Origin of the sequence: Halobaculum sp. XH14, assembly GCF_032116555.1 — an archaeon.
GTDB lineage: Archaea > Halobacteriota > Halobacteria > Halobacteriales > Haloferacaceae > Halorarum > Halorarum halobium.
This window is the reverse complement of the sequence record NZ_CP134949.1, coordinates 1,059,766-1,085,376: the sequence shown is the minus strand read 5'-3', so window position 1 is coordinate 1,085,376 and position 25,611 is coordinate 1,059,766. Positions and strand designations below refer to the sequence as shown.

Here is a 25,611-nt window from a genome sequence, read left to right as displayed (position 1 = left end):
CCGAACGCCCGACTTACGGCCAGAGGCCGCGGACGCTCTTGGCCTCCGCGATGCGGTCGAGCGCGACGATGTAGGCCGCGTCGCGCCACGTCACGTCGCGCGCTTCGACCTCGCGGCGGACGTCGTCCCACGCCGAGAGCATTTCGGATTCGAGCTCCTCGTTCACTTCTTCGAGCGTCCAGGTGCGCCGGTTGATGTCCTGGAGCCACTCGAAGTAGGAGACGGTGACCCCGCCAGCGTTGGCGAGGATGTCGGGGATGACGTGGACGCCGCGCTCGGCGAGGATGGCGTCGGCCGCGAACGTCGTCGGGCCGTTCGCGCCCTCGACGACGATGTCCGCGTCGACGTCGGCCGCGTTCTCGGTGGTGATGACGTTGCCGACGGCCGCGGGAACGAGGACGTCGACGTCAAGTTCGAGGACGTCGTTCCCGTCCTCCAGCAGTTCGGGCGCGTCGTGTTCGGTGACGGCGTTCTGCTTTTCGGCGAACGAGGGGACGGCGTGGGTGTCGAGTCCGTCGGGGTCGTGGATGGCGCCGCCGGTGTCCGAGATGGCGACGACGTCCGCGCCCCAGTCGTCGAGCAGGCGCGCCGCGTTGGCACCGACCGAGCCGTACCCCTGCACCGCGACCGTGAGGCCCTCGAGATCGTAGTCGAAGTAGTCGGCCGCCTCGCGGGTGACGAGCGCGACGCTGCGGCCGGGCGCCTCCTCGCGGCCCTCGCTGCCGCCGACGACCGGCGGCTTGCCCGTGACGACGCCGGGGATGGTCTCGCCTTCCTGCATCGAGTAGGCGTCCATGAACCACGCCATCGTCTGGGAGTCGGTGCCCATGTCGGGCGCGGGGATGTCCTTCTTCGGGCCGACGAACTTGCGGAGCTCCTCCGAGAACCGGCGCGTGAGTCGCTCCTTCTCCCCGTCGCTGAGTTCGCGGGGGTCGACGACGACGCCGCCCTTGCCGCCGCCGAACGGGAGGTCCATCACGGCACACTTCCAGGTCATCCACATCGAGAGGCCGACGCACTCCTCCTCGCTGACGTGCGGGTGGTAGCGCAGGCCGCCCTTGTACGGGCCGCGCACGTCGTCGTGCTGGGCGCGGTAGCCGGTGTACACCTCGACGCTGCCGTCGTCGTGTTCGAGGGGCACCGCGACGCGGTGGACCGTCGTCGGGTGCTTCAGGCGCTCAATGACGCCGGGGTCGACGTCGAGGTGTGCGGCCGCGTGTTCGAGCTGCCGGCGAGCGGTCTCCAGGGCCGTCTCGGGCTCCTCGGGCCCGTCGGCCGGCGTCGCGTCGCCGTCGGTCGACTCCTGTTCGGTCGTGTCTGCAGTTCCGGTTGACATGGTGCTGTGTCGACGCGTCGCCGCGCGGAACGGCGGTCGATACCCCCGCTCGCCGCCGCGTAGATAAAATATTGATGATACTGAGAGAGATAAGGTCATAATACACATTTGTATACTATAGATTTCCCCCGCTAGTCACTAGTCATCGGTGGGCAGGGAATCGACCGACAGCGGCGGGGCACTCCGCGACGGTCGCCGACAGACCTAACACCCGAAGCCATGAATCGCGCACCATGTCAGGCGAGGCCAACCCCTTCGAGAGCCTGCAAGAGCAGGTCGACGACGCGGCGGCGTATCTCGACGTGAGCGGCGACGTCCTCGAGCGCCTGAAACACCCCGAGCGGGTGCTCGAACTCAACCTCTCGGTCGACCTCGACGACGGCTCAGTTGGGCGGTTCCGGGCGTTCCGCTCGGAGTTCAACGGCGACCGCGGACCGTACAAGGGCGGCATCCGGTACCACCCGGGCGTCAGCCGCGACGAGGTGAAGGCGCTCTCGGGGTGGATGGTGTACAAGTGCGCCGTCGTCGACATCCCCTACGGCGGCGGGAAGGGCGGCATCGACGTCGACCCGGCGGAGTACTCGGCGGCCGAACTCGAACGCATTACGCGCTCGTTCGCCGAGGAGTTGCGCCCGTTCATCGGCGAGGACACGGACATCCCGGCGCCGGACGTCAACACCGGCCAGCGAGAGATGAACTGGATCAAGGACACCTACGAGACGCTGGAGAACACCACGGAGCCGGGCGTCGTCACCGGGAAGTCGCTCGAATCGGGCGGCAGCGAGGGGCGCGTCGAGGCGACGGGACGCTCGACGATGCTCACCGCGCGCGAGGCGTTCGACTACCTCGGCAAGGAGATGGAGGGCGCCGACGTCGCCGTCCAGGGGTACGGCAACGCCGGCCACATCGCCGCCTACCTCCTCGAGGACCTCGGCGCGGACGTCGTCGCCGTCTCTGACTCCTCGGGCGCGATCTACCACGAGCACGGGTTCGACACCCGCGACGTGAAGGAACACAAGAACGAGACGGGGTCGGTCACGGGTTACGGGGGCGCCGACGAGCAGTTCTCCAACGAGGACCTGCTCACGTTCGACGTGGACCTGCTCGTTCCCGCGGCCCTGGAGAACGCCGTCGACGGCGACCTGGCGCGCGACGTGCGGGCCGACGTCGTCGTCGAGGCCGCGAACGGGCCGCTCACGCCCGACGCCGACGACGTGCTCACCGAGCGCGACGTGGCCGTGTTTCCGGACATCCTCGCCAACGCGGGCGGCGTCACCGTCTCCTACTTCGAGTGGGTGCAGAACCGCCAGCGCTTCTACTGGAGCGAGGAGCGCGTCAACGACGAACTGGAGACCCAGATCGTCTCGGCGTTCGAGGACCTGATCGACTGTTACGAGGCGCTCGACGTGCCGAACTTCCGGACCGCGGCCTACGTGGTGGCGATCCAGCGCGTGGTGGACGCGTACATGGACAACGGCAACTGGCCCTAGTCCTGGTCGGGTTCTTCTGATTCGTTGTTTGAATCGAGCTTCGGAGTTTGAGGACTGGTTTCGACAGTACAGCCTCGAAAGCCCCCGCATCTATCGATTCATTCGGTGGCTCAGTGGTCGTGGCGCACGCCTCGAAAGCCCCCGCACCTGTCGGCTCGGTGCGGCCGCTGCGCTCCTCGTCGGTCGGCCTGCGGCCTCCCTCCTGCGGTGCTTGACGGTCCGCGCCATCGCCCACAGATGCGGCCCCTTTCAGTCCCACCCACCGCCCCGCACAGCCACACGCCTCCCCAGCCGATTCGTTCGCTCGGCTCGCTTCGCTCGCTACGCTCCCTCATCCCTCGCGCGACGGCGGCGGGCACTACCCGGGACCTGCGGTCCCGTGAGTTCACCCTCGCTCGCAGGCTCGCTCGCGTGAACGGAGGTCCGTCGGCCGCGCGCCACCGCACTCGACTGGACGAGCCACCTGGCACGCGGCGGCCGCGTTCCGTGGGAGCGGACCCAGTCGGGGGCGTTCGAGAACTGCTATCCAGTGACTGAGCCACCACCGATTCCCATCCTTCCGGGGGCTTCCACGGTCGCGACCAGCGAGACCCAGCGACGAACCACGATCCGAAACCGACGAAGAACTAACCGAATCCGTGAAGATGATTCTAGCATGGATCCCCACGTAGAGGCGCTGTTCACCGCGCCGGAGGACTCGGCCCCCATGGTCCGGTACGACCGGGTCGAGTGCGTCGAGGGCGGCATCGAGGGGGACCGCTACCTGCTCGGGACCGGCTACTACTCGCCGTTCGACGTCTGTGAGGTCACCTTCGTCGCGGCCGAGGCCGTCGACGAGATCCGCGAGGCGTTCGACCTCGACCTCACCGACGGCCGCCACCGCCGGAACGTCGTCCTCCGCGGCGTCGGCACCGACGAACTCCACGACCTGCTCGGCGCTAAGTTCCGGATCGGCGGGGCGACGTTCCGCGGGACGCGACCCCGACCGCCGTGCGCGCACGTCGAGCAGGTCGCGGGGGAGAAGGGCGTCGCGCGGGCGCTGAAGGAGCGCCGGGGCGGCATCTGTGTGGACGTGCTCGATGCGGGCCCCTTATCGGTCGGCGACGAACTCGACCTGCTGGAACCCGACGCCCGCGGGATGGGCGAGCGTATCGTCGACCGACTGCGCGGCGACGGCGGCGAGTAGCGGCGCGCCAGCGACCGCTTCCCCCGTTTGCCCGCCTCACTCCGGGAAGATGCCGTCCGCGACGTAGGCCGTGACGGTCCAGTTGGGCGCGTCGACGACCTCGCTGATCTTCAGGTCCATCGCCGCCGAGCAGAGCAGGTACGCCTCGCCACGCGTCAGCCCACGATGCTCGTGCAGGTGATCGATCATGTGCCTGGTCGCCTTCCGCGTCGCCTCCATGAGGTCCGGGTCGATGCCGGTCGTCGCGTACATCGGCTCGTCCGCGCCGGTCGGCGTGAACGGCCCGCCCGTGTGCAGCTGGGGCTGCTCGACGTCCATGTCGGTCCTGACCGAGAAGCGCGCGGTGACGAACATCGGCGCTTCGACGCCCGTGACACACACCTCGCCGTCGCCCTGGGCGGCGTGACAGTCGCCCGTCGAGAACAGCGCGCCCTCCACCTCGACCGGGAGGTAGACGGTCGATCCCGCGGTCATGTGCTTGACGTCCATGTTGCCGCCGACGTCACGGGGCGGGAGCGTGTCGTGTTCGCCTGCGTTGGCCGGGGCGTTGCCGATGACGCCCGGGAACGGGTCGAGCGGAACCTCGATCCCGTTCACGAACTTCCCCACGTCGCCCTGGAGGTCCCAGACGTGAATGCCAGGCTCGTCGAACTCCTCGGGGAGCAGCCCGAGCCCCATCTCGCCCGGGAAGAACGTGTTGTACCCCCAGCCCTTGTGCTGGAGGTCGAGCAGTTCGACCTCGAGGACGTCCCCGGGGTCGGCGTCCTCGACGTACACCGGTCCGGTGAGCGGGTGGACCGGATCGAACGAGACGTCCGGCACGTCCTCGGCGGTCGTCTCCACGTCGATCTGGCGGTCGACCGCGTCACGGCACTCGAACCGGACGACCTCGCCGGACTCGACGGTGAGCACCGGGTCCAGCGAGTTGTCCCACGCCCGATGGATGTTCCCCTCCGCGTCCGAGAGTCGATGGTCGACCGTGTAGCCGTCCGCCGCGACGCCATCTTGTTGCATGGTAACATAGTACGCGCGGAGGCCGATAAATCCGCCCGTCGGGGATGGTTGCCGACCCGACCGGGGGCGGAGGCGACCTGCCAGCGATCCGCCTCACTCCGTCTCCTCGAAGCTCTCGACGGGCGGGATGAAGGAGCCGACGGAGGCCGTGTACAACGTCACGGTCGCGACCCGGAGCAGGTGGACGACGAGCACCACGAACGGCGAGAGGAGAACCCCGAATGCCGCGCTCACGACGACCGGCATCACGGATTCGGGAAGCGTCGTCGGGAGCGACGACGACGCCGTGTACACCTGTGCGAGGTAGAGCGAGACCAGGACGGCCGCGAACCCGGTGTAGATGAGCCGGCGCGACAGCCGGGCGAGGTCCTGCTGGATGGCGAGCGTCTTGTAGAACTGGCGCATCGTCGCGACCGCCTTCAGCAGCGAGAGCACCTCCTCCAGCGCATCCGCCTCCTCGTCCCAGAGGACCTGTGCGGAGGGCTTGAGCCGACGGGCGTCCGTCAGGAACTCCGCGTACGTCGTCCCGAGCGACATCCGGATGACCTCGAAGGCGTCCGTTGTGTCACCGGCGTTCGCGACGTGGTCGCCGTAGTCGGTCAGGCCGTCGACGAACTGTCGGGCGGCCGCGGCGTCGCTCACGTTCCCGTCCAGGTTCGCGCGGAGGTACTCCGCCCGATCGGTCAGCGTCCGCCCCATGAGCGCCAGGAACTCGGAGGGCTCGTTCGGGCTCACCCGCCGGTCTGCGATGTCCTCGACCCGCTGGCGGAACTCGATGCTCCCCTCGACCGTGTCGCTCAGGTCGGATGGGGTGCCGAACACCCGCGAGAGGATGAGCTGGTTGATGGAGAGCGCGACCGTGACCAGCGTGAGCAGTCCCGAGAGCATCCCGCTCGCGAGCACCGTCGAGAGGTTGCTTCCGGCCCCCACGTAGAGCACGCCGGTGACGGTCAGGGCCGCCGTCAGGGCGACGATACCGACGATAACCACGAGCGAAATGACTAAACGGCTTCCGGTGAGCAGCAGCCAGCGCTTGATGGGGTTCTCGACGACGCCCGAACTCGAACTCATGCCGACTCCGTCCACGACGGGCTCATTCGAACTCTCTGCTGACCTACGGGGCCCAGCCGCTTGGAGACCAGCCCGGCAATCGCATGCAAGTGAGAGTCCGCACGCAAGCACGGCCGACTCGGGGCTCGGCCGCTCGAATCTGGACCGACGCGCTCGTCGGGGAGGACGAACCGGAACACGCCGGATCGAACGACGCCGAGCGAGCTCGGCGAGTCTGAGGGAGCTACGCTTCCTCGAACTACCCGGCGCTTCGCGCCGTGAGTTCGATCCGGCTATGCCGGATCGAACAGCGTCTCGCCCTCGACCATGTGCGCCTCGACGGCGTCCATGTCGAGCGTCACGCCGAGCCCCGGCTCCTCGGGGATCTCGATGGAGCCCCCCTCGATGACGTCCTCCTCGACCAGGTCCGCCCACCAGCCGAGCTCGTAGCTGTGGTACTCGACGGCGAGCGCGTTGGGGACGGCCGCGCCGACGTGTGCGGAGGCCATCGTCGCCACCGGCGAGGCGACGTTGTGCATGGCGACCGGGACGTAGTACTGGTTCGCCACGTCGGCGATCTTCCGGGTCTCGCGCATCCCGCCGACCTTCGGGAGGTCGGGCGCGATGATGTCGACCGCGCCGTTCTCGATCAGGCGGCGCTCCTCGGTGACGCGATAGCGGTTCTCCCCGACCGTGATGGGCGTCACGGTGGACTTGGTGACCTCCTCCTGTACCTCCAGGTTCTCCGGCGGGACGGGGTCCTCGAGCCACCAGACGTCGTACTCCTCGATGGCGTTCGCCAGGCGCTTGGCCGACCCGCCCGAGAACGTCCAGTGGCAGTCGAACGCGACGTCCGCGCGGTCCTTCACGCGCTCGGTGACTGTCTCGACGATCTCTGCCTTGTGCCGGATCTCGCCCGGGCGGAGGTGGCGGTTCGCGCGGTCCTTCTCATACCCGGAGGGAACGTCGAGGTCGAACTTCAGCGCGTCGTAGCCCAGGTCCTCGACGACGCGTTCGGCCTCGTCCGCGCAGGCCTCGGGGTCGGCCTCCTCCTCGGTGTGGCAGTCACAGTACACCCGGACCGAGTCGCGGTACTTCCCGCCGAGCAGCTGGTAGGCGGGGAGGTCGAGGATCTTGCCCGCGAGGTCGTGGAGCGCGATCTCGATGCCGGAGATGGCCGTCACGGTGACGCCCTCGACGGAGCCCTCGCCGGACATCTTCTGGATCAGGTGCTCGTACAGGCGGTCGATGTCGAGCGGGTTCTCGCCGACGACGAACGGCGTCATGCGCTCGACGAGTTCGGGGACGCCCGCGCCCCAGTACGCCTCGCCGGTGCCGACGATGCCGGCGTCGGTGTAGACGCGCACGAGCGTCCACGGGAAGTTGCCGTCCACCATCGTACACTGCACGTCCGTGATCTCCACGTCGCGGCCGCCGCCGCGTTTCGCCCGCACGTCCATCGACTCCGCGGAGAGCTCCCGCATCGTGTACTCCGCGTTCGGGTCGTGGAGCGACTCGTAGTTCCGGCTCATGGGTCGTGATTTACTCGGCTGCAGGTAAATCTTCGGTCGGAGGCGGGGCACGCGCGAACCGTATCGGGGCACGTAACGGTTTCGGGGGCACGTTCGAGTTTCCCACCCGGCCGGGTGGGATCGGAACTCGGGAAATGGACGTGAGAGCGCCGTCGAGGTCGGCCGGTGGACACGCCGCGAGCGACATCGGGTTTTGGAGAAGCGACGTGACGAAGCAGTGATACGGCAGAGAAGCGAGGCGGCGAAGAAACGATACGGCGAAAAAGCGGCGTGGAAGCCGCGAGATACACGAACTGATAGCCGGGGCGACACCCATTTCATCGCCGGTCGCACAGACGGGTCATGCTCGATGAGCTGTTCCACGTGCTGTCCCACGGGACTCGACGCGTAATCCTGGCCGAACTGCTCGAACGCGGTGAGAACGAGGCGATCCGGGCCCTCCCGATCGTTTCGTCGGGCGAGGTGAGCGACGACGAGGTCCGACTCGACCTCCACCACACACACCTTCCGATGCTCGCCCAGTCGGGATACGTCGAGTGGAACGGGACCGATGACCGGGTCAGCCGGGGGCCGGCGTTCGACGACTTCGAACCGCTGCTGGTCCTGCTCGACGAGTCGGCCGAGTCGCTCCCCGGCGACTGGCCCTGAGTCGTCTCCTCGGAGTCGCGGCCGACCCGTTCGGTCACGGTGACACATCGTCGCAGCGACCGGCCGGGTAGCTGCCCGAGCGGCACTACCCGAGCCGCAGGTCGGTGCCGTCGACCCCGGCGGTGACGGTCGGGTCGTGGACCTCGATCGTCCGGTCGCCGTTCTCCTCGACCGTGACGACGGCGTCGAACAGCGGCTCCAGCGTTCGCAGCGCCGTCCGGTCGACCCGCTCGGGGTCCACGAAGTAGCGACCGCGGCCCCCGTCGAGCCGGACGCGCCCGACGAGGAGGTGCAGGAACCGGAACAGCCGGGCCGTCTCGACCTCGTCGAGCAGCTGTTCGATGGCGGAGACGCGGACAGTCGTCGGCCGGTCCGCGTCGGCCCAGACGGAGAGCTGTTCGTGGACGGACAGTCCGAGCGCAGTGAGGTCGGAGGGCCGCCCGATCGACCGGATCGTCAGGTTCTCCGGGGTCTCGGGCGCCGAATCCGGCTCCGACGTTCTCGACCGGACGAAGTCGCCGACGATGACGACGGCCACCCTGGACCGCGTCCCCGGGACGTGGGTGCCGGTGGCCGCACCCGACTCCGCCGGAACCACCGTGACGAGTGGCCCCCGGTTGCCCCCTCGCTCCACGAACGGGTCGGACCACAGCACCCGATCCAGCGGGATCTCAGGCGTTCCGAGGACGAGGACGTTCGAGGGCGCGCGGCGTAACCGCTCCAGGGTCGCTCGGAAGCCGGGATCGCGGACGACGACCTCCATCGAGCCGTTCACCGTCACGGAGAGCCCGGCCAGGGGGACGGTGACGCTCGTGGTCGGCTCCCCCTCGACGACCGCGTCGAGCGCCTCGGGGTCGACGACGTTCGAGACGATCGGCACGTCGGTCGGATTCACCTCCAGCGTGCTGGCGACGCTCCGGACGACCGCGACGCTCGGCCGGTCGTCGGAGATGAACCGACTCTCCTCTAGCCGGGTCACGGGCGACATGTGACGTTCCACAAATGGTTCGCAGCTGACGACAATATGTCTTTGGATACGTGACACTTCGATGGGGAGGCGGGATCGGCGATTGAGGCGTCGAGCGGCTCCGGGTGGACGGTCGAAACGGACGCGTGACGTGGGAGCGACGCCGCCGACTCACGGGGCGTCGGCCGCGGTGTTACTCCAGGCCGGCCAGCCGGTTCAGCGCGTACACCGTCCGGAGGATCTCGTCGGCACCGCCCGGCGCGAACACGAGGTCGTCCGTCGAGCGGACGTGCTCGAGCACCGATTCGGAGGAGTGGGCCGGGGCGGCCGCGATCCCCGACCCCGTCTCGGTCGCCCACCGCATCGGCCGCAGGTCGGACTTGCTGTCGCCCATCACGCAGACGAACGGGTCGTCGACGCCGAGCGCGTCCAGTCCGGCCCGGACGCCCGCGGCCTTGTCGAGGTCGCTCGCGGCCAGTTCCGCCGCGTCGGCGCGGTACAGCGCGACCTCCAGGCGTTCGAACAGCGCGGCCGCGTCGGAGTCGACCTCGTCGGGGATCCCGGCGCCGGCACGCCGGAGCGACGCCTCGATCTCGGGGTCGGCGTCCGCGTAGAACGCGCGGGCGGCGGCCGGGCCGTCGAGCGTTCCGCCGTCGCCCCCGGCGTCCGTCCCCCCGCCGTCGAGTCGCTCCGCGGCCGCCTCGCCGACGAGCGCGAGCAGGTGGGCCATCCCGCCGTCGATCACCTCGTCCGCGCGGTCGCTTCCGGTCTCGTAGTTCGGCTTCAGCGTGACGTTGAACTCGTTTCCCTGGAGGTGACAGCCGCGACGGACCGACTCCGGTGCCTCGCGGAGCACGCGCGAGCGGACGTCGTCGACGACGCCGCGGACGTCCCCGTCGAGGTCGTCGTACAGCAGGCGCTTCGTGTCCGCGCCGCGACCGGGCGTGAACACGCCCGCGCCGGCCTCGTAGACGACCGACACGTCGCCCGAGTGGACGAGTTCGCTCCCGAGCCCCTGCACGAGAAAGCCCTTCACGTTCTCCAGCGTCTGGCCGGTGCAGATGACGAGCGGGACGCCGTTCTCCGCGAACTCGGTCAGCAGGTGGAGCGTCTCGCGGGGGATCTCGTTGTCCGTATCGCCCGCCGAGCGGAGCGTCTCGTCCACGTCGAGCACGAGCGCGTTGACCGCGCGGCCGTACTTCCCCCGGAGGTCGAGCGCGGTGAAGGCGGCCTCCCGGTCGGCCCGCTGGGCGATGGACGCGAGGACGTCGCCGTCCTCGAACGCCGCCTCGATGCCGGCGTGTCGCTCCGCGAGCGCCCCGTTGGCCTCGTCCCAGCGGTCGAGCGCGACGCGGGAGCCGAGCGGCGGGAACAGGTCGACGAACTCCCGGTAGGCGCGCAGCGTCTCGGTGTCGAACTCCGCGTACAGTTCGTACAGCCGGTCGTACAGGTCCACGAACGCCGTTCGTGGCGGGTCCGAATAAAACCAACTCGCGGGGCGAAACTGCGAGTCGGTCGATTCCGGCGGGCCGACCGGCACGGGCGGACGGTCACACGCGGTCGAAGCGGTGTGCTCATTACGCGCCCGTTCGAGGGCCGAGCCAGTGGTTCAGGAACTCGGCGGGACGCTGCTCGGCGACCCGTTCGCGGTGATGAACACGGTCGGACTCGTCGCGTTCGCGCTGGTCGGCGCGGCCAAGGCGATCCGCGAGGGGTTCGACCTGTTCGGGGTCGCCGTCGTCGGCCTCGCGACCGCGTTCGCCGGCGGCGCGACCCGCGACGTGCTCGTCGGTCGCATCCCGCTGGCGCTGCAGTCGACCGGCGAGATGGCCCTCGGGCTGCTGGGGGTGGGGCTGGCGCTCGGACTGAGCGTCGTGCTCGACTCGCCGGACGACCACGCCGTCACCCGCGTCGCCGACGCCGTGGGGCTCGCGGCGTTCACGACGGCCGGGGCCATCGTGGCGGTCGAGTTCGGTCTCCCGACGTTCGGCGTCGTCGCCGTCGCCACCATCAACGCGGTCGGCGGCGGCGCGTTCGCCGACCTGCTGCTCGACCGGTCGCCGTTCATCCTGTTCGAGGATTTCTACGCGAGCTGTGCGGTGCTCGGCGGCGGGACGCACGTGCTCGTGACGGGGCTGGGCGGAGCCGCCGGCACCGCCGCGGCGACGTGTGCGGCGGTGACGGTGCTGGTCCGGCTGGCGGCGGTCCGCTTCGACTGGCGGCTCCCGACGGCGACGACGCTCGGCTCCGGCGGCGAGACGGTCGAGGAGAACCGGTAGCGGCATCGGTCGGCGTGGGAGCGACGGTGTTCAGGTCGCTCACCCTCGCTCACTCCGTTCGCTCGCCATCGCTCCCGAACGATTCGCCCTCCCTCGAATCGGCCCGTTTTCGGCGGATCATCGCGGACGCCTGTCCCGCGTCGTAGCCGAAGAACACCTCCCTCGCGTACGCCTCCGCGACCTCCGTCGCGTGGACCAGGTCGTCGATGTCGACGTCGACGGCGTACAGTTCCACGGAGAACTCGACGTCCAGGTCGGCAAGGCGGCTCACGAACCCCTTCGCGATGGTCTCGAGCCAGTACGTCGTCCCGTAGTGGGTGTCGTACAGCGGAACGACGAACTCGTCGACGTGGTCGGCCAGCGCGTCGAGGTCGAGGCCGGCGCGCTCGTACAGGTGTCCCGGGTAGGGGTCCGGGTAGAGCGTGAGGTACGCGCGGCCGGGAATCCGCTCGGTCGCCTCGGCGACGAACGCCGTGATGACCTCCGCGCGCCAGTCCGCCCACTCCTCGTGCTCGCTTTCCTCGAACAGCCGCCGACAGCGGTCACACCGGCAGTAGCCCTGGCGGGGGAACCCCACGTCGTCGAGGCGGACGTCGCCGTTCACCTCGGCGCAGTCCTCGATGATCTCCAGCAGGCCGCGGCGGTAGTCGTCGTGGGTCGGGCAGACGTACGCCCAGTCGAAGTACGTGCGGTCGCGGGTCGCGGGTTCGCCGGCGTCGTTCACCGGGACGAGGTCGGGGGTGGACTCGGCGGCCGCGTTGTCGCCGAAGCAGGACACCATGTTGACGGCGTCTTCCAGCGGCTCGGCCGAGCGGCCGGTGACGTCCTTCACCTCGTAGAAGCCGCGGTCGAACTCGGGCCACGCGACCTCCTCGGCGTTTCGCGTGACGACCCCGTAGTCGGTCATTGCGGGCGGCTACGGTCGGTGTGTGGGTAAGTCTCTCGGAACTGAGTCCCGACACCGGGCCCCGGCGAAGAATGGTATCAGCTCCGATAATTCGGGCGGAGCGTAGATAAGCCCTGACGGGCTCGGTCGGGACATCAGAGCATCATGCGGTTTCAGAGCCGCGGGGCGAGCGAACCACCCTCCGTCCGCAGTCGAACGCGTGTGACCGGGTTCACGAGCAGCCGGCGTGGAGCGGCGAGTGCGGGCACCGGGCCGGCCCGGGGAGGTCGATAGCGTGGGCGGACTGCGCTCGCCCCTCCGACGCGGCGGCGCGTCACCGCTCGACGTCGCTACGATACTGGGAGTGCCGGCGCTGCTGCTCGGCGTCGCGTCGCTTCCGCGGCCGGTTCGGCTCTCGTTCACGCTCTCGTACGTCGAGCCGACGGTGGTGACGATGTACACCTCCCACTTCGTCCACCTGGGTTCGGGACACCTGTTGACGAACATTGCCGTGTATCTCACGGTTGTCCCGCTCGCCTGGTTCGTGAGCGTTCGGAGCGGCCACCGGGGCCGATTTTTCGTCACGTTCCTCACCGTGCTGGTCGCGTTCCCGTTCGCGCTCTCGGCGATGAACGTCCTGCTCACCAGGCCGCGGATCGGCTTCGGGTTCTCCGGGCTCAACATGGCGTTCCTCGGGTTCCTTCCCCACGCGCTGGCGGGCTACTTCGACGACACGGTCCCCGGCGCGAACCTCTCGCGGTCGCCGCTCCCGTTCTTCATGGGTGCGACCGTCATCACGTTCAGGGCGGTACCGCCGGGTGTCGAGAGCCTGCTCGTCGGCGCGGCGAACCTCGTCGTGGTGGGGCTGTGCGTCCACAGCCTGCTCGGGAGTCGCACCGTCCCGCTCGGCCACGTTCGGGCCGACGGCGGCCGCGAGCGTGACCCGCTCCCGGTGCTCGCGCTCGGCACCTGCGTGTTCGTCCTGCTCCAGTTCGCAGCGTTCCCGAACGTGGTGACCGGCGACGGCACCGTCCTCAACCTGTTCTTGCACCTGCTGGGCTACTGCTTCGGCTACATCGTCCCGTACGTCACCTTCCAGATCGCACCCCGGAAAATGGACATCTCGTCTCCGGCGACCTGAACGCGCCGAAACCCGCGGTCCGAGCGTCGGTTACTCGGCCCGGGTCCAGACTGCGTATCCGGCGACGAGCACGACGATGACCAGCAGGATCACGGCGAGCGCGCCGAAGTCGAACCCGCCGGGCTCCTGGACCGGCTCGTCGGTCGTGTCGTCGGGCGCGTCCGTGCCGTCGTCGGGCTGGTCCGTCGTGTCGTCCGGCGCGTCGGTGGTGTCGTCCGGCTGGTCCGTCGTGTCGTCGGGCGCGTCAGTCGTGTCGTCCGGCTGGTCGGTCTGCTGCTGTTGTGCGCCGACCGCGAACAGCGAGAAGCCGGGCGTCGTGGCTTCCAGCACGACCTCCCCGCCGCCCGAGGAGACGACCGTCGTCTCCAGGGCCGACCACTCGCCGTCGCCGTAGTGGTAGACGGTGAGCTGGCTCGGGGCCGTGTCGCCGATGGCGTTCGACTTGACCGTGAACTCCAGCGTGGCGCTGGCGTCGGCCCGGTCGGCGGGCACGCTCAGGTCGACGTACGCGAAGCCGTCGGCGTCGGGAATCGCCGGGACGGAGTCGGGCCGCTCGGAGAGCGGCTGTGCGGAGACCGAACCCCCGCTGCCGCCCCCGCTGAAGTGGATGCTCACGTCGGAGACGCTCCCGCCGACTGTCATGTGAGCCTGCCCGCCGACGAGCGAGGTCGTCACGCGGCTCGTCGGTGCCGAGCCGCTGCCGCCGGTGGAACCGGTCGTCCCACCGACGCTACCGGAGTCGTCGGACGGCGGGGCGGCGACCTCGACCGTCACGTTCTCGGTGATCGTGTTGCCCCCGTCGTCGACGATCTTCGCCGAGAGGGTGTAGCTGCTGCCGTTCTCGAGCCCGACGGCCGTGTACTCGAGCCCGGTGGCGGTGACGACCGCCTCGTCCGTGACGTCCGTGCCGTCGAAGGTGACCTCGACGGCGCCCGCGTCGATACTGCTGGTGTCGTCGGTGTAGTCCAAGCTGATCGTTGCCTGCGTGGTCCCGAGCGCCAGGACGCCGTCGTCGGGCGTCGGCGAGATCGTCGAGTCGGTCACCCGCGGGGTGTCGGTGTCGCTCGCGATGGTGAACGAAACGGTTTCGGTCACCGGGTTCCCGTCCTCGTCCGAGACGGTCACCTTCGCGGTGTGGCTTCCGGACGCGAGCCCGGTCGCGTCGTACTGCACGCCGTCCTCGGTGATCGTCGCGTCCGCGTCGGCGACCTTCGTCCCGTCCACGGTCAGCGTCACGCTGCTCGCGTCGACCCCGCTCAGCGCGTCGTCGAAGCTGAACTCGATCGGGACCGTGGTCGTGCCGTAGGCGTACGAGTCCGCGAATTCGGCGGTCACGTCCGGCGCTTCGGTGTCCTCGGGCACGATGAAGCTGACGTTGCTGGTCTCGCTGTTGCCGGCCGTGTCGACCACGGTGACGTTCAGCCAGTGGGTCCCCGAGCCGACGAGGCCGCTGGCCGAGTAGGTCACCTCGGTCGGCGAGACGCTCGTCGCGGCGGCGGCGGTCACGTCCGTGCCGTCGAACCGGACGGTGACGTTCCCGGCGTCGACGTTGTTGTTGTCGCTGTACTCGACGGTCACGTCGACCGTGTCAGTGCTGTAGGTGGGCGAGGTGGGCGACACGTCGGAGGCGTCGATGCTCGGCGCCGTCGTGTCGGGGTTCACCGGCCCGTAGGTGGAGAAGTGCTCCACCGTGGTGACGAAGTAGTCACCCTCGACCGTCGTATCGAGCTGCTCCCATTCGCCGGCGGTCTCGTTGTACCGGCTGATGGTGACGTTCTCCTCGTCGACCCCGTCGGGCACGTTGCCCTGAACCGGGATGCGGATCGTCGCGTTGTCGAGCGCGTCGGTGAGGTTCTCGTTGAGTTCGCCGTTGAGGAACGTCGACCCCACGTTGGTCCCGAGGTCAGCGAGCGCCGTCCCGGACGTAGTGAGCGCGGCCTGCCCGTCGGAGTAGGACTCGTTGAAGTTGAATTCGATCTCCGTGCCGTCCGCTCCGGAGATCGTTTTCGTGTCACCGGCGGGCCCGTTCAGGCCGGCCGTGATGTTCGCGCTCGCGGTGGCGTTTCCGAGGTTTCCGGCCGCGTCGGTCGCGTTGGCCTCGAGAACGTAATTGCCGGAGCTGAGGGGGAATGTCCCAGAGTACGTGTTCGAGCTATCTACCTGGGAGAGGCCAGTGACGGTCACCGAATTTCCTCCGCGAGTCAGGTTGAGTCCAATATCGCCCGTGCCCGCCACGTCGTCGGCGACTGTGACGTTCACGTACCCGTGAGTGTCGTTCTTCGTGTCGATGATCGCGCTCACCGTCGGCGCGGTCGTGTCCACGTCGAGGGCGCCCGCGTTCACGTCCGTTCCATCGTTGTCCGCCGCGTCGGTCGCGGTCGCGTGCACGCTGTAGCTCCCGTCGACCGAGAGGTTCGCGACGTCGAACGTCGCTTCCCACGACCCGCCGCTCCGGGTCGCGTCGGCGGTCGTCCGGTAGTTCACGTCGTCGGCGACGAGCGTCACCGAGACGTTCGAGACGCCCGAGTGGGCGTCGGTCGCGTCGACCGTGACGGTCACCGAGTCACCGCTGCCGAGGTCGGTCGTGTCCGGCGTGATGCTGGTGACCGAGGCCGGCGTGTTGTCCACGCTGACCGTCGCGGTCGTCTCGTTCGAGAGCCCGCCCGCGTCGGTCGCGTTCAGGACGAGGTCGTACTCGCCCGTCGCAACCTTGTCGCCGGCGTCGTTCGTCGCGTCCCAGGTCAGCGTCTCGGAGCCGTCGGCGAGTTCGTCGCTCACGTCCTCGCTGTAGACGGTCGTTCCGCCGTCCCGGACCTCGAACGTCGCGGTTCCCGGGTTCTCCTCGTCGACCGCGAGGTCGACGTCGACCGACCGGTTCGCGCTGACGTTCCCGTCCCGTCCGGGCTGGATCGTCACGACCGGCTCCGTGGAGTCGACGTCGAACGTGACGGTGTCGCTCGCGACCGTGTTGTCGATGTTGTCCACGAGCGTCAGGGTGACGGTGTGCTCACCGTCCGGGAGCGCGGTCAGGGTGACGTTGGACCGGGTCAGGTCGGTGACGGTCGTCGCCGACCCGCCGTCGACCGCGTAGGTGAGGTTCGCGATGCCGGAGTCGACGTCGGTCAGGTCGTACTCCACGGTGACCGAGTCGCTGGCGAAGGACTCGCCCGCGTTCGGCGAGGTGATCGCCACGTCGGCGTTCGGGTTGGTCGGCCGCACGGCGGTGACCGTCGTGTTCACCAGCGTGCTCACCGAGTCGTTGACGGTGACGACGTGCTCGCCGTAGGCGAACTTCCGCTCGAAGGTCACCGTCCGGTTGGCACCCTCGGCCACCGAGACCGAGCGGGTCGCGACCGCCGAACCGTCGACCAGCAGCGTGACGGTCCGGTCGGCCGAGCGGTTGCCGACGTTGGCGACGGTGACGTTCACCGAGACCACCTCGGAACTTAGCGGGCTGGTGTCCGAGACGGTGTAGGTCGTCGTCGTCTCCGAGTCGGTCTCGAGCGTGACGGCGTTGGTCGACGCGCTGGCGTTCGCGCCGCCGGCGTCGGTGGCGGTCACCCCCAGCGACAAGCTGCTGTCGGGTGAAGTCGCCGCGTCGGCGTCGACCGTGAACGCCGCGTCGTAGACGCCGTCGTCGTTTTCGTCGGTCAGCGCCAGCGTCCCGCTGCCGCCGAACGGCTGGGCGTCGACGACGACGGTGTCGACGCCGCTTCCGTCTTCTACACGTGCGCTCACGTTGAGTACGTCACCCGAGTCGACCACGCCGTTGCCGTCGGTCTCGTCGATCAGCGAGACGGCCGAGAGTCGCGGCGGCTCGGTCGAGAGTTCGGTCAGCGCCGCGTCCGTGTAGAACGGAACGATCGTGACGTTCTCGCTGACGTTCGCGCCCGCGCCGGGCCCTTCGCCGGCGGGCCCGGTCGGCGCTCCCCAGTAGTTGTGGGTGGCGTTGACGTCGACGCCGGCAGTGTTGTTGACTCCGTGCGTGCCGCCACTGAGATCGTTCCAGTGCACCTCGACGGATCCGGTCGTGACGACCGAGCCGTCCTTCACGAAGCCGTCACTGATTCCGACCGCCGTCTCGTTGAGGGCGGCGAAGTCGTTCTCGATCACGACGACGTTGTCGCGGCCGTTGAGGACCGCAACCCCGGAGTTGGCGTCCGAAATCGAGTTGTTCCAGACGATCGCCTCGTTCGACTGGATGCTGATCCCGTACTCCACGTTGTGGATGTCGTTGTTCAGGATCCTGGCCCCGTCGGAGGAGCTCTCCCCGAACGTGTTGTTCGCCAGATCCCACTTCGAGTGCGTCTGGATGCCGGTGAGAACGTTCTCGATGGTAGCACCGTGTACGGTGGCGTTCTCCCCGTTCACTGCCACACCGACGAGGGAGTCAGTGCCGTTGCCCTCGAACGCGAGTCCGTCGATCGTCACGTTCGAGTGCCCACGCAGGTCAACGAGCCAGGCACGACTGTTCTGGTTCGCTATCGTCGACTCGGACGGCGCAATCTTCGCACCGTCCTCAGCGACGATCGTGACGTTGTTCGCACTGATGTCGACGAACTCGTCGTACGTTCCCGCTGTGACGTAGATCGTGTCACCCGAACTCGCGTCGCTGACTGCCGCCTGGATGGAGGCGTACGTCTCGTTGGTGTCCGTGTTGATCACGGGAGCGATACCGGTGGCCGGCGATCCGGTCGAGGGCGAACTGTCGAGCCACGGCGTGAACGTTACGTCGCCGGTGACGTTGACACCCTGTGCGTCCGAGTTGTAGGTGTTCCCGGATGCGTTCGGTCCCGCTGGGCTGCCCCAGTAGTTGAACGTCGCGTTGACTGAAACGCCGCCGGCGTTGTTCACCCCGTCGGTGTCGTTTCCGAACACGTTGTTGAGCATCCGGACCGATCCGCTCGTCGTGTCGAGGTGGTCGCTGACCTTGACAGCCGGTCCGTCAACGTTGGTCAGTTCGTTCCCGATCAGGCGGACGTCCTCACGGCCGTTGAGAACCCCGATTCCGGAGATGCTCGCATTCTCGACCGAACTCGAGGTGACCTCGGTATCGTTCGACTGGACGCTGATACCGACGCCGACGTTGACGGCCGTCACGTCCCGAACCGTCGCGTTGTCGGAGCCGCCTGACGCGGTCTGAACCGCGGTCAGGACGTTCTCAATCGTGACGTCCTCGACCGTGTTGTTCGCGCCCCAGAGCGTCACGCCGACGGGATCATCGATCTTGGTTCCCGTGCCGACGATGGTGAGCCCCTGGATCGTCACGTTCGAATGGCGATCGGTGTCGATGATGCGGTCGCGACTCGTGGACGCCATCGTCTGGTCGGACGGCGCGATCGTCGCGCCGGGCGCTCCGATGATCGTGACGTTGTCCGTGTTGATCCGAACCGTCTCGTCGTACGTGGCGGCCCCAATGACGACGTAGTCGCCGTTCTCGGCCGACTCGACGGCGTCGCCGATGTTCGCCCAGATGCCGCCGGTGAAGTCCGCACGGTCCTCGGGCTGGCCCTCCGCGAGCAGGACCTGCTTCCCGAAGCTGTTCGAGGTCGTGACCGCGTCACTGAGGTTCAGCGACTCCGTCTCGATGGACACGTGGTAGCCGACGTTGTTCCGGAACGTGGAGTCCCGGACCGTCACGTTCGTCGGCTCGTTGTTCGTCGATCCGGGCTCGCCGAACCGCAGGCCGTTGAACGAGTTCTCGACGGTGACGTTGTCGATGGTAACGCCATCAAGGGTTCCGGGGTCGTCTCCGTAGTCCTTGTTCTCGTCGTCGCGCGCCTTGATGGCGATGGCGGCCGAGAACGAGTCCGTCCCGTCGTACGGCGTGCCCTTCGAGACGTTCCGGACGACCGAGTTCCGGATGGTGACGTTCTCGTAGTCGCCGTCCTTGAGGTTGATGTCGATCCCGTTGTTGAACCCGTAGGTGTCGCTGGTGACGCCGTCGACGATGACGCCATCGAACGTCGCGTTCGAGAGCTTCTCGATGTACATCCCCTTCTCCACGCTGTCGGTGATGTGGACGTTCTCGAAGTGAACGCCGTCGAACTCGCCGTTGTCGGTGTCGTCGGTGTTGACGGTGTCCCCGTGGACGTAGACGCCGAACTGGTTCCCCGAGAGGACGACGTTCTCGAGGTGGAAGTTCGACACTTCGGCGGTCCGCGGCACGTCGATGCCCGTGTTGCCGTTGGTGGCGTTGAGGCCGCTGATCGTCACGTCCGACGCGGAGACGGTGAACGCGTGTCCGCCGCCGTTCGTGTCGATGACGGTCGCGTCCGCGCCCGCGCCCTCGATGGTGAGCGGCTTGTCGACGGTGATGTCACCCGCGAAGGTCCCCTCGCGGACCTGGATCGTGTCGCCCGCGTCCGCCGCGTCGACCGCGGCCTGGACGGACATCCCGTCCTCGACGACGAACGTCGATCCGAGGTCGATCTCGCCCGATCCGTCCTTGCTCAGCGTCCGGACCGTCGAACTCTGGTTGTTGTCGAGGCCGCGTGCGTACGCGATCGCGTCGGCTTCCGTCCTGTGGAAGTAGACGAAGTCCTCGCCCCGCTGATCCACGTTCTCCCTGTGGTCCGGGTTCTCGACCGCGTACTCGTAGTCGGGCGCGTACAGATCACCGAGGGTGCCTCCGTACTCCTGATCGGAGTAGAGGGAAACGCTCTCCGACAGGTCGCTCGTCCCCGCGATGGTTACGTCTCCGGAGTTCTCGATCAGCGTCCAGCCCGTGGGGGATGAGACGTCCGAGGCGACGTCGTACAGCCCGACGCCGCCCCAGCTGTTGTTCCGCGTGTCGACGTTCTCCAGCGTGGCGTTCTGGACCGCGGTGAGCCCGACGCCGACGCCCGCGGTGTCCTCACCGTTTGCTTCGAGGTTCCTGAGTGACGCGTTCCGGACGTTGTTCAGGTCGATTTCGTTGCCGTCGGAGCCGTTCACCGCGACGTTCTCTATCGTCAGGCCGTCCGCGAACGCGACCTTGATCGAATCGTCGCTGTTCGGTTGCTCGGTTCCGTAGAGCGTGAAGTTGCGGAGCGTCAGGTCGCTCTTGTTGTGGGCGTAGATTGGCCACGGGACGCCGGAGCCGTCGATCACGACGCCCGCCTGAGACTCCCCTTCGACGGTGACGTTGTCGGCGGGAATCTCGGCCCGCTCCGAGAGCGTGTACGTTCCGTCGGGAATCGACACCGTGCTACCCTCGGTGATGGGCGACTGGTCGCTCGTGAACGCCGCCGACACGGACGTCATGTAGTGGACCGTCCCGGTCGTCGCGTTGTTCACCTCCACCAGCTCGCCGTTGTTCTCGATGTTCAGCGTCGCGTCCGCGGAGAGTGAGCCGTAGGCGACCCCGGTCACCCAGATCGCATCGTCGTCGCTGGAAGCCGGAGTGATCTCGTTGTCCTCGATCGTGACCGACTGGTCGGCCTGGAGGAACACTCCGACGTCGCCGCCGCTGATGACGTTATCCGTGATCTCGACGCCGGTAGGCGATCCGGTCGCCACGACCGAGTTCGGCCCTCTGAAGAGATGGATGAGCGCGAACCCGCCGTCACCGCCACGCACCAGCGTACTCTCGGTGAGAGTAACGTTGTCCCCCCGGATCACGATCGACGAGCCGTGGTTCGTCGGAACGTTGTCCAATTCGATGTGTTCGAGCAGAACCTCGTCCCCGGAGACGTTCACCAGCGGTCCGCTGCCAGTGTAGGTGTCGTCCCAGGTGACGTTCCGGAGCGTCGCCGCGTCCGCGCGGATGTCGGCCCCACCGTCAATGAGGACGTCGGCTCCCTCGCCGGTAACGGTAACGTCCTTGTCGACGATAAACCCGTCGTAGGTTCCCGTGGCGACACGGATTTCATCGCCCGCGTCGGCCGAATCAATCGCCGTCTGGATCGACATGCCGTCCGCGACGAGGAAGTCACCCGTCTCGACGTTCTCCGCGTAGGTCGCGTCGTCGCTCGCTAGCGCGGTGCGAGCGGCCGAAGAACTCGGGTAGACGACGTAGCCGTTCGAGGTGTTGAACTGGACGGCATCCGCCTGGAAGTCGTTGTTGGCGAGGATCGCGCTCGTCTGCACGCTCGCGTTCGCGTAGTGGAAGTCGGCGTAGTTCCCGCTGAACTCGTTACCCGAGATGGTGCTGTCGTCCGCGTCCTTTACCGACAGCGCGGCAGCGGACGCTCCACCGCTATCGAGCACGGTTCCGGTGAACGTGTTGTCCGTGACGGTCAGCGAGTCGATCCGGTCCGAGCTCGCGGCTTCGTTCCCGTTGAAGTTGACCATCCCGGTGTTGTCGGTGACGTCGTTGGAGGAGAACTCGACGTCCCCGATGCCCGTCTTCGTCGACACGTAGACGGTCGCCCACTGCGAGGCATCGTTGTAGCCGGTGAACGTGCTGTGCGTGATCTCGACGTCACCCGCGAAGTCGTTTCCGTAGATGGCGAATCCGACCGAGTCCTGGCCGTCGAACGTGACGTTCGAAACGGTAAGATCGGTCAACGTCGAAGTACTGTACAACGTCCGGGATGCCCCACGGTTCCCGGCCATCGTCAGGTTCCGTATCGTCAGACCCGTGACGGCGCTATCGACTTTCAGTCCACCGTCGATCGTCGTTGCACCCTCCCCTGCACCGACGATCGTCACGGAGCTGTCGACCGTGAGCTGCTCATTATACGTTCCCGCCTTCACGTGAATCGTTTGACCTGGTGAGGCGGCGTCAATCGCGGCCTGGATCGTCGAGTGATCAGCCGACCCGTCGTCATCCACCGTGATCGTCGCGGTGTTCGCCGTAGCCGCAACTGCCGTTCCACCGAACGCGGCGACCCCCGCGAACACGGAAGTCGTCATCAGTACCGCCAGTACGAGCGCCCGCGTCTTGCGTGAATAGTCCTGTGTCATGTGTGTATGAGCCTGGATAGCCCGGCGACACCCGACACCGGAGTCCCGACCGCGGGAACCCCGATCACCCACCCGAGCATTCCTCCGAACGCTCGGTCGTGTCGCCCGACCGGAGTGGTTGCTATCAACACACCAACGGTACCAAGGTGGTATATTATTGAGCCGATTATGACCCGCTTAACGGCCCGTTAAACGAGTCCTTACGGCGCTAAAGCTCGGGATTAATCGCGGGATGGTTCAACGCTCGGCCCGGCAAATTCCGCTCGGCCAGTAATGACATTATAGAATAGTTTGATGAGCAAGGTGTCCGTAGCCACTGTCGAGCGTGGCAACGAAACTCTCTCGGGAACCCGTGACCGATAGCTCGACCCTCGAGGCGACGGCCGTCCACGACGTGTTGAGCAACGAGCGGCGGCGGATGCTGCTCTCGGTGCTGGCCGAGGACGAGCGGAGCTACACGATGAACGAGCTCTCCGAGCGGATCGCGGAGCGGGAATCCGGCGTCGAGCCGGCCCCCCGCGACGTCCGCCAGAGCGTCTACGTCTCACTGCAGCAGACGCACGTGCCCAGGCTCGTCGACCTCGGGATCGTCGAGTACGGGGAGGACGAGCGGGCGATCAGGCTGGGCGACTCGGCCGAGGACGTGACGGTCTACCTCGAGGTCGTCTCCGGCTACGAGATCGCCTGGAGCGAGTACTATCTCGGCGTCGGCGTGCTCGGGCTGTTGACCGTGCTCGCGGCCGTCGTCGGCGTCCCCGTGGTGTCGGCGTTCCCGGTCAGCGTGATCGCGGGGTCGTTCCTGGGCTGTATCGCCCTCTCGGCGGCGTTCCACACCCGGACGCTCAACCCGTCACTGCTCGACAGGCTACGGGAGTGAGTCGTCGCTGGCTCCCGGATCGTGGGAAAGCCCTCCGCCGTGACGGCGACGGGCCGATCGGGGCCGGGAATCAGTCCCCCTGTAGCTCCCGCTCGACGACGTAGAGCGCGTACGGCGTCACGCCCGTCAGGACCAGCAGGGCACCGTACTCGGGCCACAGCTCGCCGAACAGCGTCATGTCGACGGTGAACGTCTGGACGCCGCCGTTGGCGGCCGTGTACGCGAGTATCCCGGCAAGCACGACGCCGAGGGCACACATCTCGAAGACGACGACGAACGCGGTCAGTTTGCGGAGGGTCATCGGCCCCGGGCGGACCACGGACGGCTTCTCATCACCGGACGGTCGTCGCCGGCGCAGTTCGTTATGGGGTCGTGAAGCCGACTACAATCGGTTAGTGGGGAGTTGAACGGGTGCCGGCCCGGGAACGGCCAGTCGACTCTCCGGGACTTCCCGCCGCGGACACGCGAGTTGGTGGACGGAGACGTCGATGGGCGGCAGTGACCGACCGGAAACGCGTTCGGATCGAATCGACGCGTGACTACGGAGCCGATCGGTCGCGGCCCGGGGAATCGAACCCCGGCCGGAAATCGATCGCTCGGCGGGAGTCGACGGCGGGGCGACCCCGCTACTCCTCGACGTCGATCTCGATGGGTTCGCTCTCGGAGGTGAGCACGAGGTACAGCAGCACGACGATGCCGAACAGGAGGACGAGTTTCGCTTTCCCGGACATGGTTCTCGATTGGCGTGCGAATACTAATCGATTGCGGCCACGGACGGGAGGTAATCACCCGGGAGTCCGGCCCGCCGGACGAGTCGCCGCCGGTCAGTCGTCGTCACCGAGGGTCGCCGTGCGGTCGCTTCCTGCCAGGTTCGTGGGCCAGTTCGGCAGGCCCGCCGTGTCGTGCGTGCCGACGGGAGGCAGGTTCACGCTCGCGGCGCGTGATGTGCCGAGGTCGGTTCCCTCGTCCAGATCAGACATTCCGTCGCCGGCCTCCCGCGCGTCCTGGTCGATCCGCATCGAGCAGAACTCGACGCCACACATCGAGCAGAACCGGGCCTCCTTGTAGTTGTCACCCGGGAGCGTCCGGTCGTGGAACGACCGGGCACGCTCGGGGTCGAGCGCGAGGTCGAACTGCCGCCGCCAGTCGAAGGCGTATCTCGCTTCCGAGAGCGCGTCGTCCCAGTCGCGTGCGCCGGGGAGCCCGTTCGCCACGTCGGCGGCGTGGGCGGCGATGCGGTAGGCCGCCAGCCCGTCGCGGACGTCCTCGCGTTCGGGCAGTCCGAGGTGCTCCTTTGGCGTCACGTAACAGAGCATCGCGGCACCGGCCCGGGCGGCTTCGGTCGCGCCGATGGCCGAGGTAATGTGGTCGTAGCCGGGCGCGACGTCGGTGACGAGCGGGCCGAGCACGTAGAACGGCGCGCCGTCACACACCTCGCGCTGGCGCTCCACGTTCTCGGCGATCTCGTCCAGCGGGACGTGGCCCGGCCCCTCGACCATGACCTGCACGCCGCGCTCCCGTGCCGTCCGCGTCAGTTCCCCCAGGGTGTCGAGTTCGGCGAACTGCGCCTCGTCGGAGGCGTCCGCGAGACTGCCCGGTCGCAGGCCGTCGCCGAGGCTGACGGTCACGTCGTACTCCCTGAAGACCCCACAGAGGTCCGGAAAGTCGACGTACAGCGGGTTCTGCTCGCCGTGTTCCTCAATCCAGCGGGCGAGGATGGAACCGCCCCGCGAGACGATTCCCGTCGTCCGGCCGTCGGTCAGCGGGAGGTGTTCCCTCAGGACGCCCGCGTGGATCGTCATGTAATCGACGCCCTGTTCGGCCTGCTTCTCGATCACGTCCCGGAGCAGGTCGTGGGTGAGTTCGGCGGCCGATCCGGCGCGCTTGACCGCCTCGTAGATGGGGACCGTCCCCACCGGGACGGGCGAGTGGGCGAGGTTCGCCTCGCGGATGCGGTCGAGGTTCGCGCCGGTCGAGAGGTCCATCACGGTGTCGGCGCCGTAGTGGACCGCCGCGTGGAGCTTCCGGAGTTCCTCGTCGGGCCCGCTGGTGTCCTCGCTGTTGCCGATGTTGGCGTTGACCTTCGTGGCGAACGCCTCGCCGATGACCATCGGATCTCCCCCCTCGTGTTCGTGGTTGGTCGGAATCACGGCCCGACCGTCAGCGACCTGCTCGCGGACGAACTCGGGGTCGCGTCGTTCGCGCTCCGCCACGCGTTCCATCGCCGGCGTCACCTCGCCTTCCCTGGCGCGTTCGAGCTGTGTGGCCATCGACTACCTAGTAATATTACTAAGTAATAAACCTGCGTGGTGGGTG

At 67.8% G+C, this 25,611-nt stretch carries 16 protein-coding genes; 6 read left to right on the top strand and 10 right to left on the bottom strand.

From position 1 onward, the window contains the following. Positions 1–13 precede the first annotated feature (13 nt). The gene (gene gdhB, locus RJT50_RS05475) at positions 14–1,336 is read right to left on the bottom strand and encodes a glutamate dehydrogenase GdhB (RefSeq protein ID WP_313694825.1); all 1,323 of its coding nucleotides are present in this window, start codon (positions 1,334–1,336) and stop codon (positions 14–16) included. Between the two features lie 233 nt (positions 1,337–1,569). On the opposite strand from gdhB, the gene RJT50_RS05470 reads away from it, so the two are divergent. Further along, positions 1,570–2,826, top strand: coding sequence for a Glu/Leu/Phe/Val family dehydrogenase (locus RJT50_RS05470; protein ID WP_313694824.1), 1,257 nt, complete (start codon positions 1,570–1,572; stop codon positions 2,824–2,826). 655 nt (positions 2,827–3,481) lie between these two features. Continuing rightward, positions 3,482–4,012, top strand: a complete 531-nt coding sequence (locus tag RJT50_RS05465) for an MOSC domain-containing protein (protein WP_313694823.1) — start codon at positions 3,482–3,484, stop codon at positions 4,010–4,012. Between the two features lie 36 nt (positions 4,013–4,048). Here the strand turns inward: RJT50_RS05465 and RJT50_RS05460 are convergent, their stop codons facing one another. The 3 genes from RJT50_RS05460 to RJT50_RS05450 all read right to left on the bottom strand — a co-directional run bounded on the left by RJT50_RS05460 (position 4,049) and on the right by RJT50_RS05450 (position 7,608). Next, the gene (locus RJT50_RS05460) at positions 4,049–5,026 is read right to left on the bottom strand and encodes an acetamidase/formamidase family protein (RefSeq protein WP_313694822.1); all 978 of its coding nucleotides are present in this window, start codon (positions 5,024–5,026) and stop codon (positions 4,049–4,051) included. A gap of 93 nt (positions 5,027–5,119) precedes the next feature. Next, positions 5,120–6,097, bottom strand: a complete 978-nt coding sequence (locus tag RJT50_RS05455; RefSeq protein WP_313694821.1) for a DUF7972 family membrane protein — start codon at positions 6,095–6,097, stop codon at positions 5,120–5,122. Between the two features lie 272 nt (positions 6,098–6,369). Further along, positions 6,370–7,608 carry a mandelate racemase/muconate lactonizing enzyme family protein gene (locus tag RJT50_RS05450; RefSeq protein ID WP_313694819.1) on the bottom strand — a complete coding sequence of 413 codons (1,239 nt, stop codon included), beginning with the start codon at positions 7,606–7,608 and terminating at the stop codon, positions 6,370–6,372. A 342-nt stretch (positions 7,609–7,950) separates the two neighbouring features. On the opposite strand from RJT50_RS05450, the gene RJT50_RS05445 reads away from it, so the two are divergent. Further along, positions 7,951–8,256 (top strand): hypothetical protein, encoded by a 306-nt coding sequence (locus tag RJT50_RS05445; RefSeq protein WP_313694818.1) that lies wholly within the window; start codon positions 7,951–7,953, stop codon positions 8,254–8,256. Between the two features lie 85 nt (positions 8,257–8,341). On the opposite strand, the gene RJT50_RS05440 is transcribed toward RJT50_RS05445, so the two are convergent. Together RJT50_RS05440 and RJT50_RS05435 are read right to left on the bottom strand one after the other, a co-directional pair. Further along, positions 8,342–9,244 carry a DUF7504 family protein gene (locus RJT50_RS05440; RefSeq protein WP_313694816.1) on the bottom strand — a complete coding sequence of 301 codons (903 nt, stop codon included), beginning with the start codon at positions 9,242–9,244 and terminating at the stop codon, positions 8,342–8,344. 172 nt (positions 9,245–9,416) lie between these two features. Beyond that, positions 9,417–10,679, bottom strand: coding sequence for an HAD family hydrolase (locus RJT50_RS05435; protein WP_313694813.1), 1,263 nt, complete (start codon positions 10,677–10,679; stop codon positions 9,417–9,419). A gap of 196 nt (positions 10,680–10,875) precedes the next feature. Here RJT50_RS05435 and RJT50_RS05430 point away from each other — a divergent pair, with 196 nt between their 5' ends. Then, positions 10,876–11,502, top strand: coding sequence for a trimeric intracellular cation channel family protein (locus RJT50_RS05430; protein ID WP_313695931.1), 627 nt, complete (start codon positions 10,876–10,878; stop codon positions 11,500–11,502). 49 nt (positions 11,503–11,551) lie between these two features. Here the strand turns inward: RJT50_RS05430 and RJT50_RS05425 are convergent, their stop codons facing one another. After that, complete coding sequence (locus RJT50_RS05425) at positions 11,552–12,409, bottom strand: glycoside hydrolase family protein (RefSeq protein ID WP_313694810.1); 858 nt, start codon at positions 12,407–12,409, stop codon at positions 11,552–11,554. 274 nt (positions 12,410–12,683) lie between these two features. Between RJT50_RS05425 and RJT50_RS05420 the strand changes: the two genes are divergently transcribed. Continuing rightward, entirely contained in the window at positions 12,684–13,529 is an 846-nt protein-coding gene (locus RJT50_RS05420) for a hypothetical protein (protein WP_313694809.1), read from the top strand. Positions 13,530–13,559: 30 nt separating this feature from the next. Here the strand turns inward: RJT50_RS05420 and RJT50_RS05415 are convergent, their stop codons facing one another. Continuing rightward, positions 13,560–22,418 (bottom strand): right-handed parallel beta-helix repeat-containing protein, encoded by an 8,859-nt coding sequence (locus RJT50_RS05415; RefSeq protein ID WP_313694807.1) that lies wholly within the window; start codon positions 22,416–22,418, stop codon positions 13,560–13,562. A gap of 352 nt (positions 22,419–22,770) precedes the next feature. On the opposite strand from RJT50_RS05415, the gene RJT50_RS05410 reads away from it, so the two are divergent. Further along, positions 22,771–23,295, top strand: coding sequence for a DUF7344 domain-containing protein (locus RJT50_RS05410; RefSeq protein ID WP_313694805.1), 525 nt, complete (start codon positions 22,771–22,773; stop codon positions 23,293–23,295). A gap of 70 nt (positions 23,296–23,365) precedes the next feature. Here the strand turns inward: RJT50_RS05410 and RJT50_RS05405 are convergent, their stop codons facing one another. After that, positions 23,366–23,596 (bottom strand): hypothetical protein, encoded by a 231-nt coding sequence (locus tag RJT50_RS05405; protein ID WP_313694803.1) that lies wholly within the window; start codon positions 23,594–23,596, stop codon positions 23,366–23,368. A 523-nt stretch (positions 23,597–24,119) separates the two neighbouring features. Then, on the bottom strand, positions 24,120–25,565 hold the full coding sequence (thiC, locus tag RJT50_RS05400; protein ID WP_313694800.1) for a phosphomethylpyrimidine synthase ThiC: 1,446 nt from the start codon (positions 25,563–25,565) through the stop codon (positions 24,120–24,122). Between the last annotated feature and the right edge of the window lie 46 nt (positions 25,566–25,611).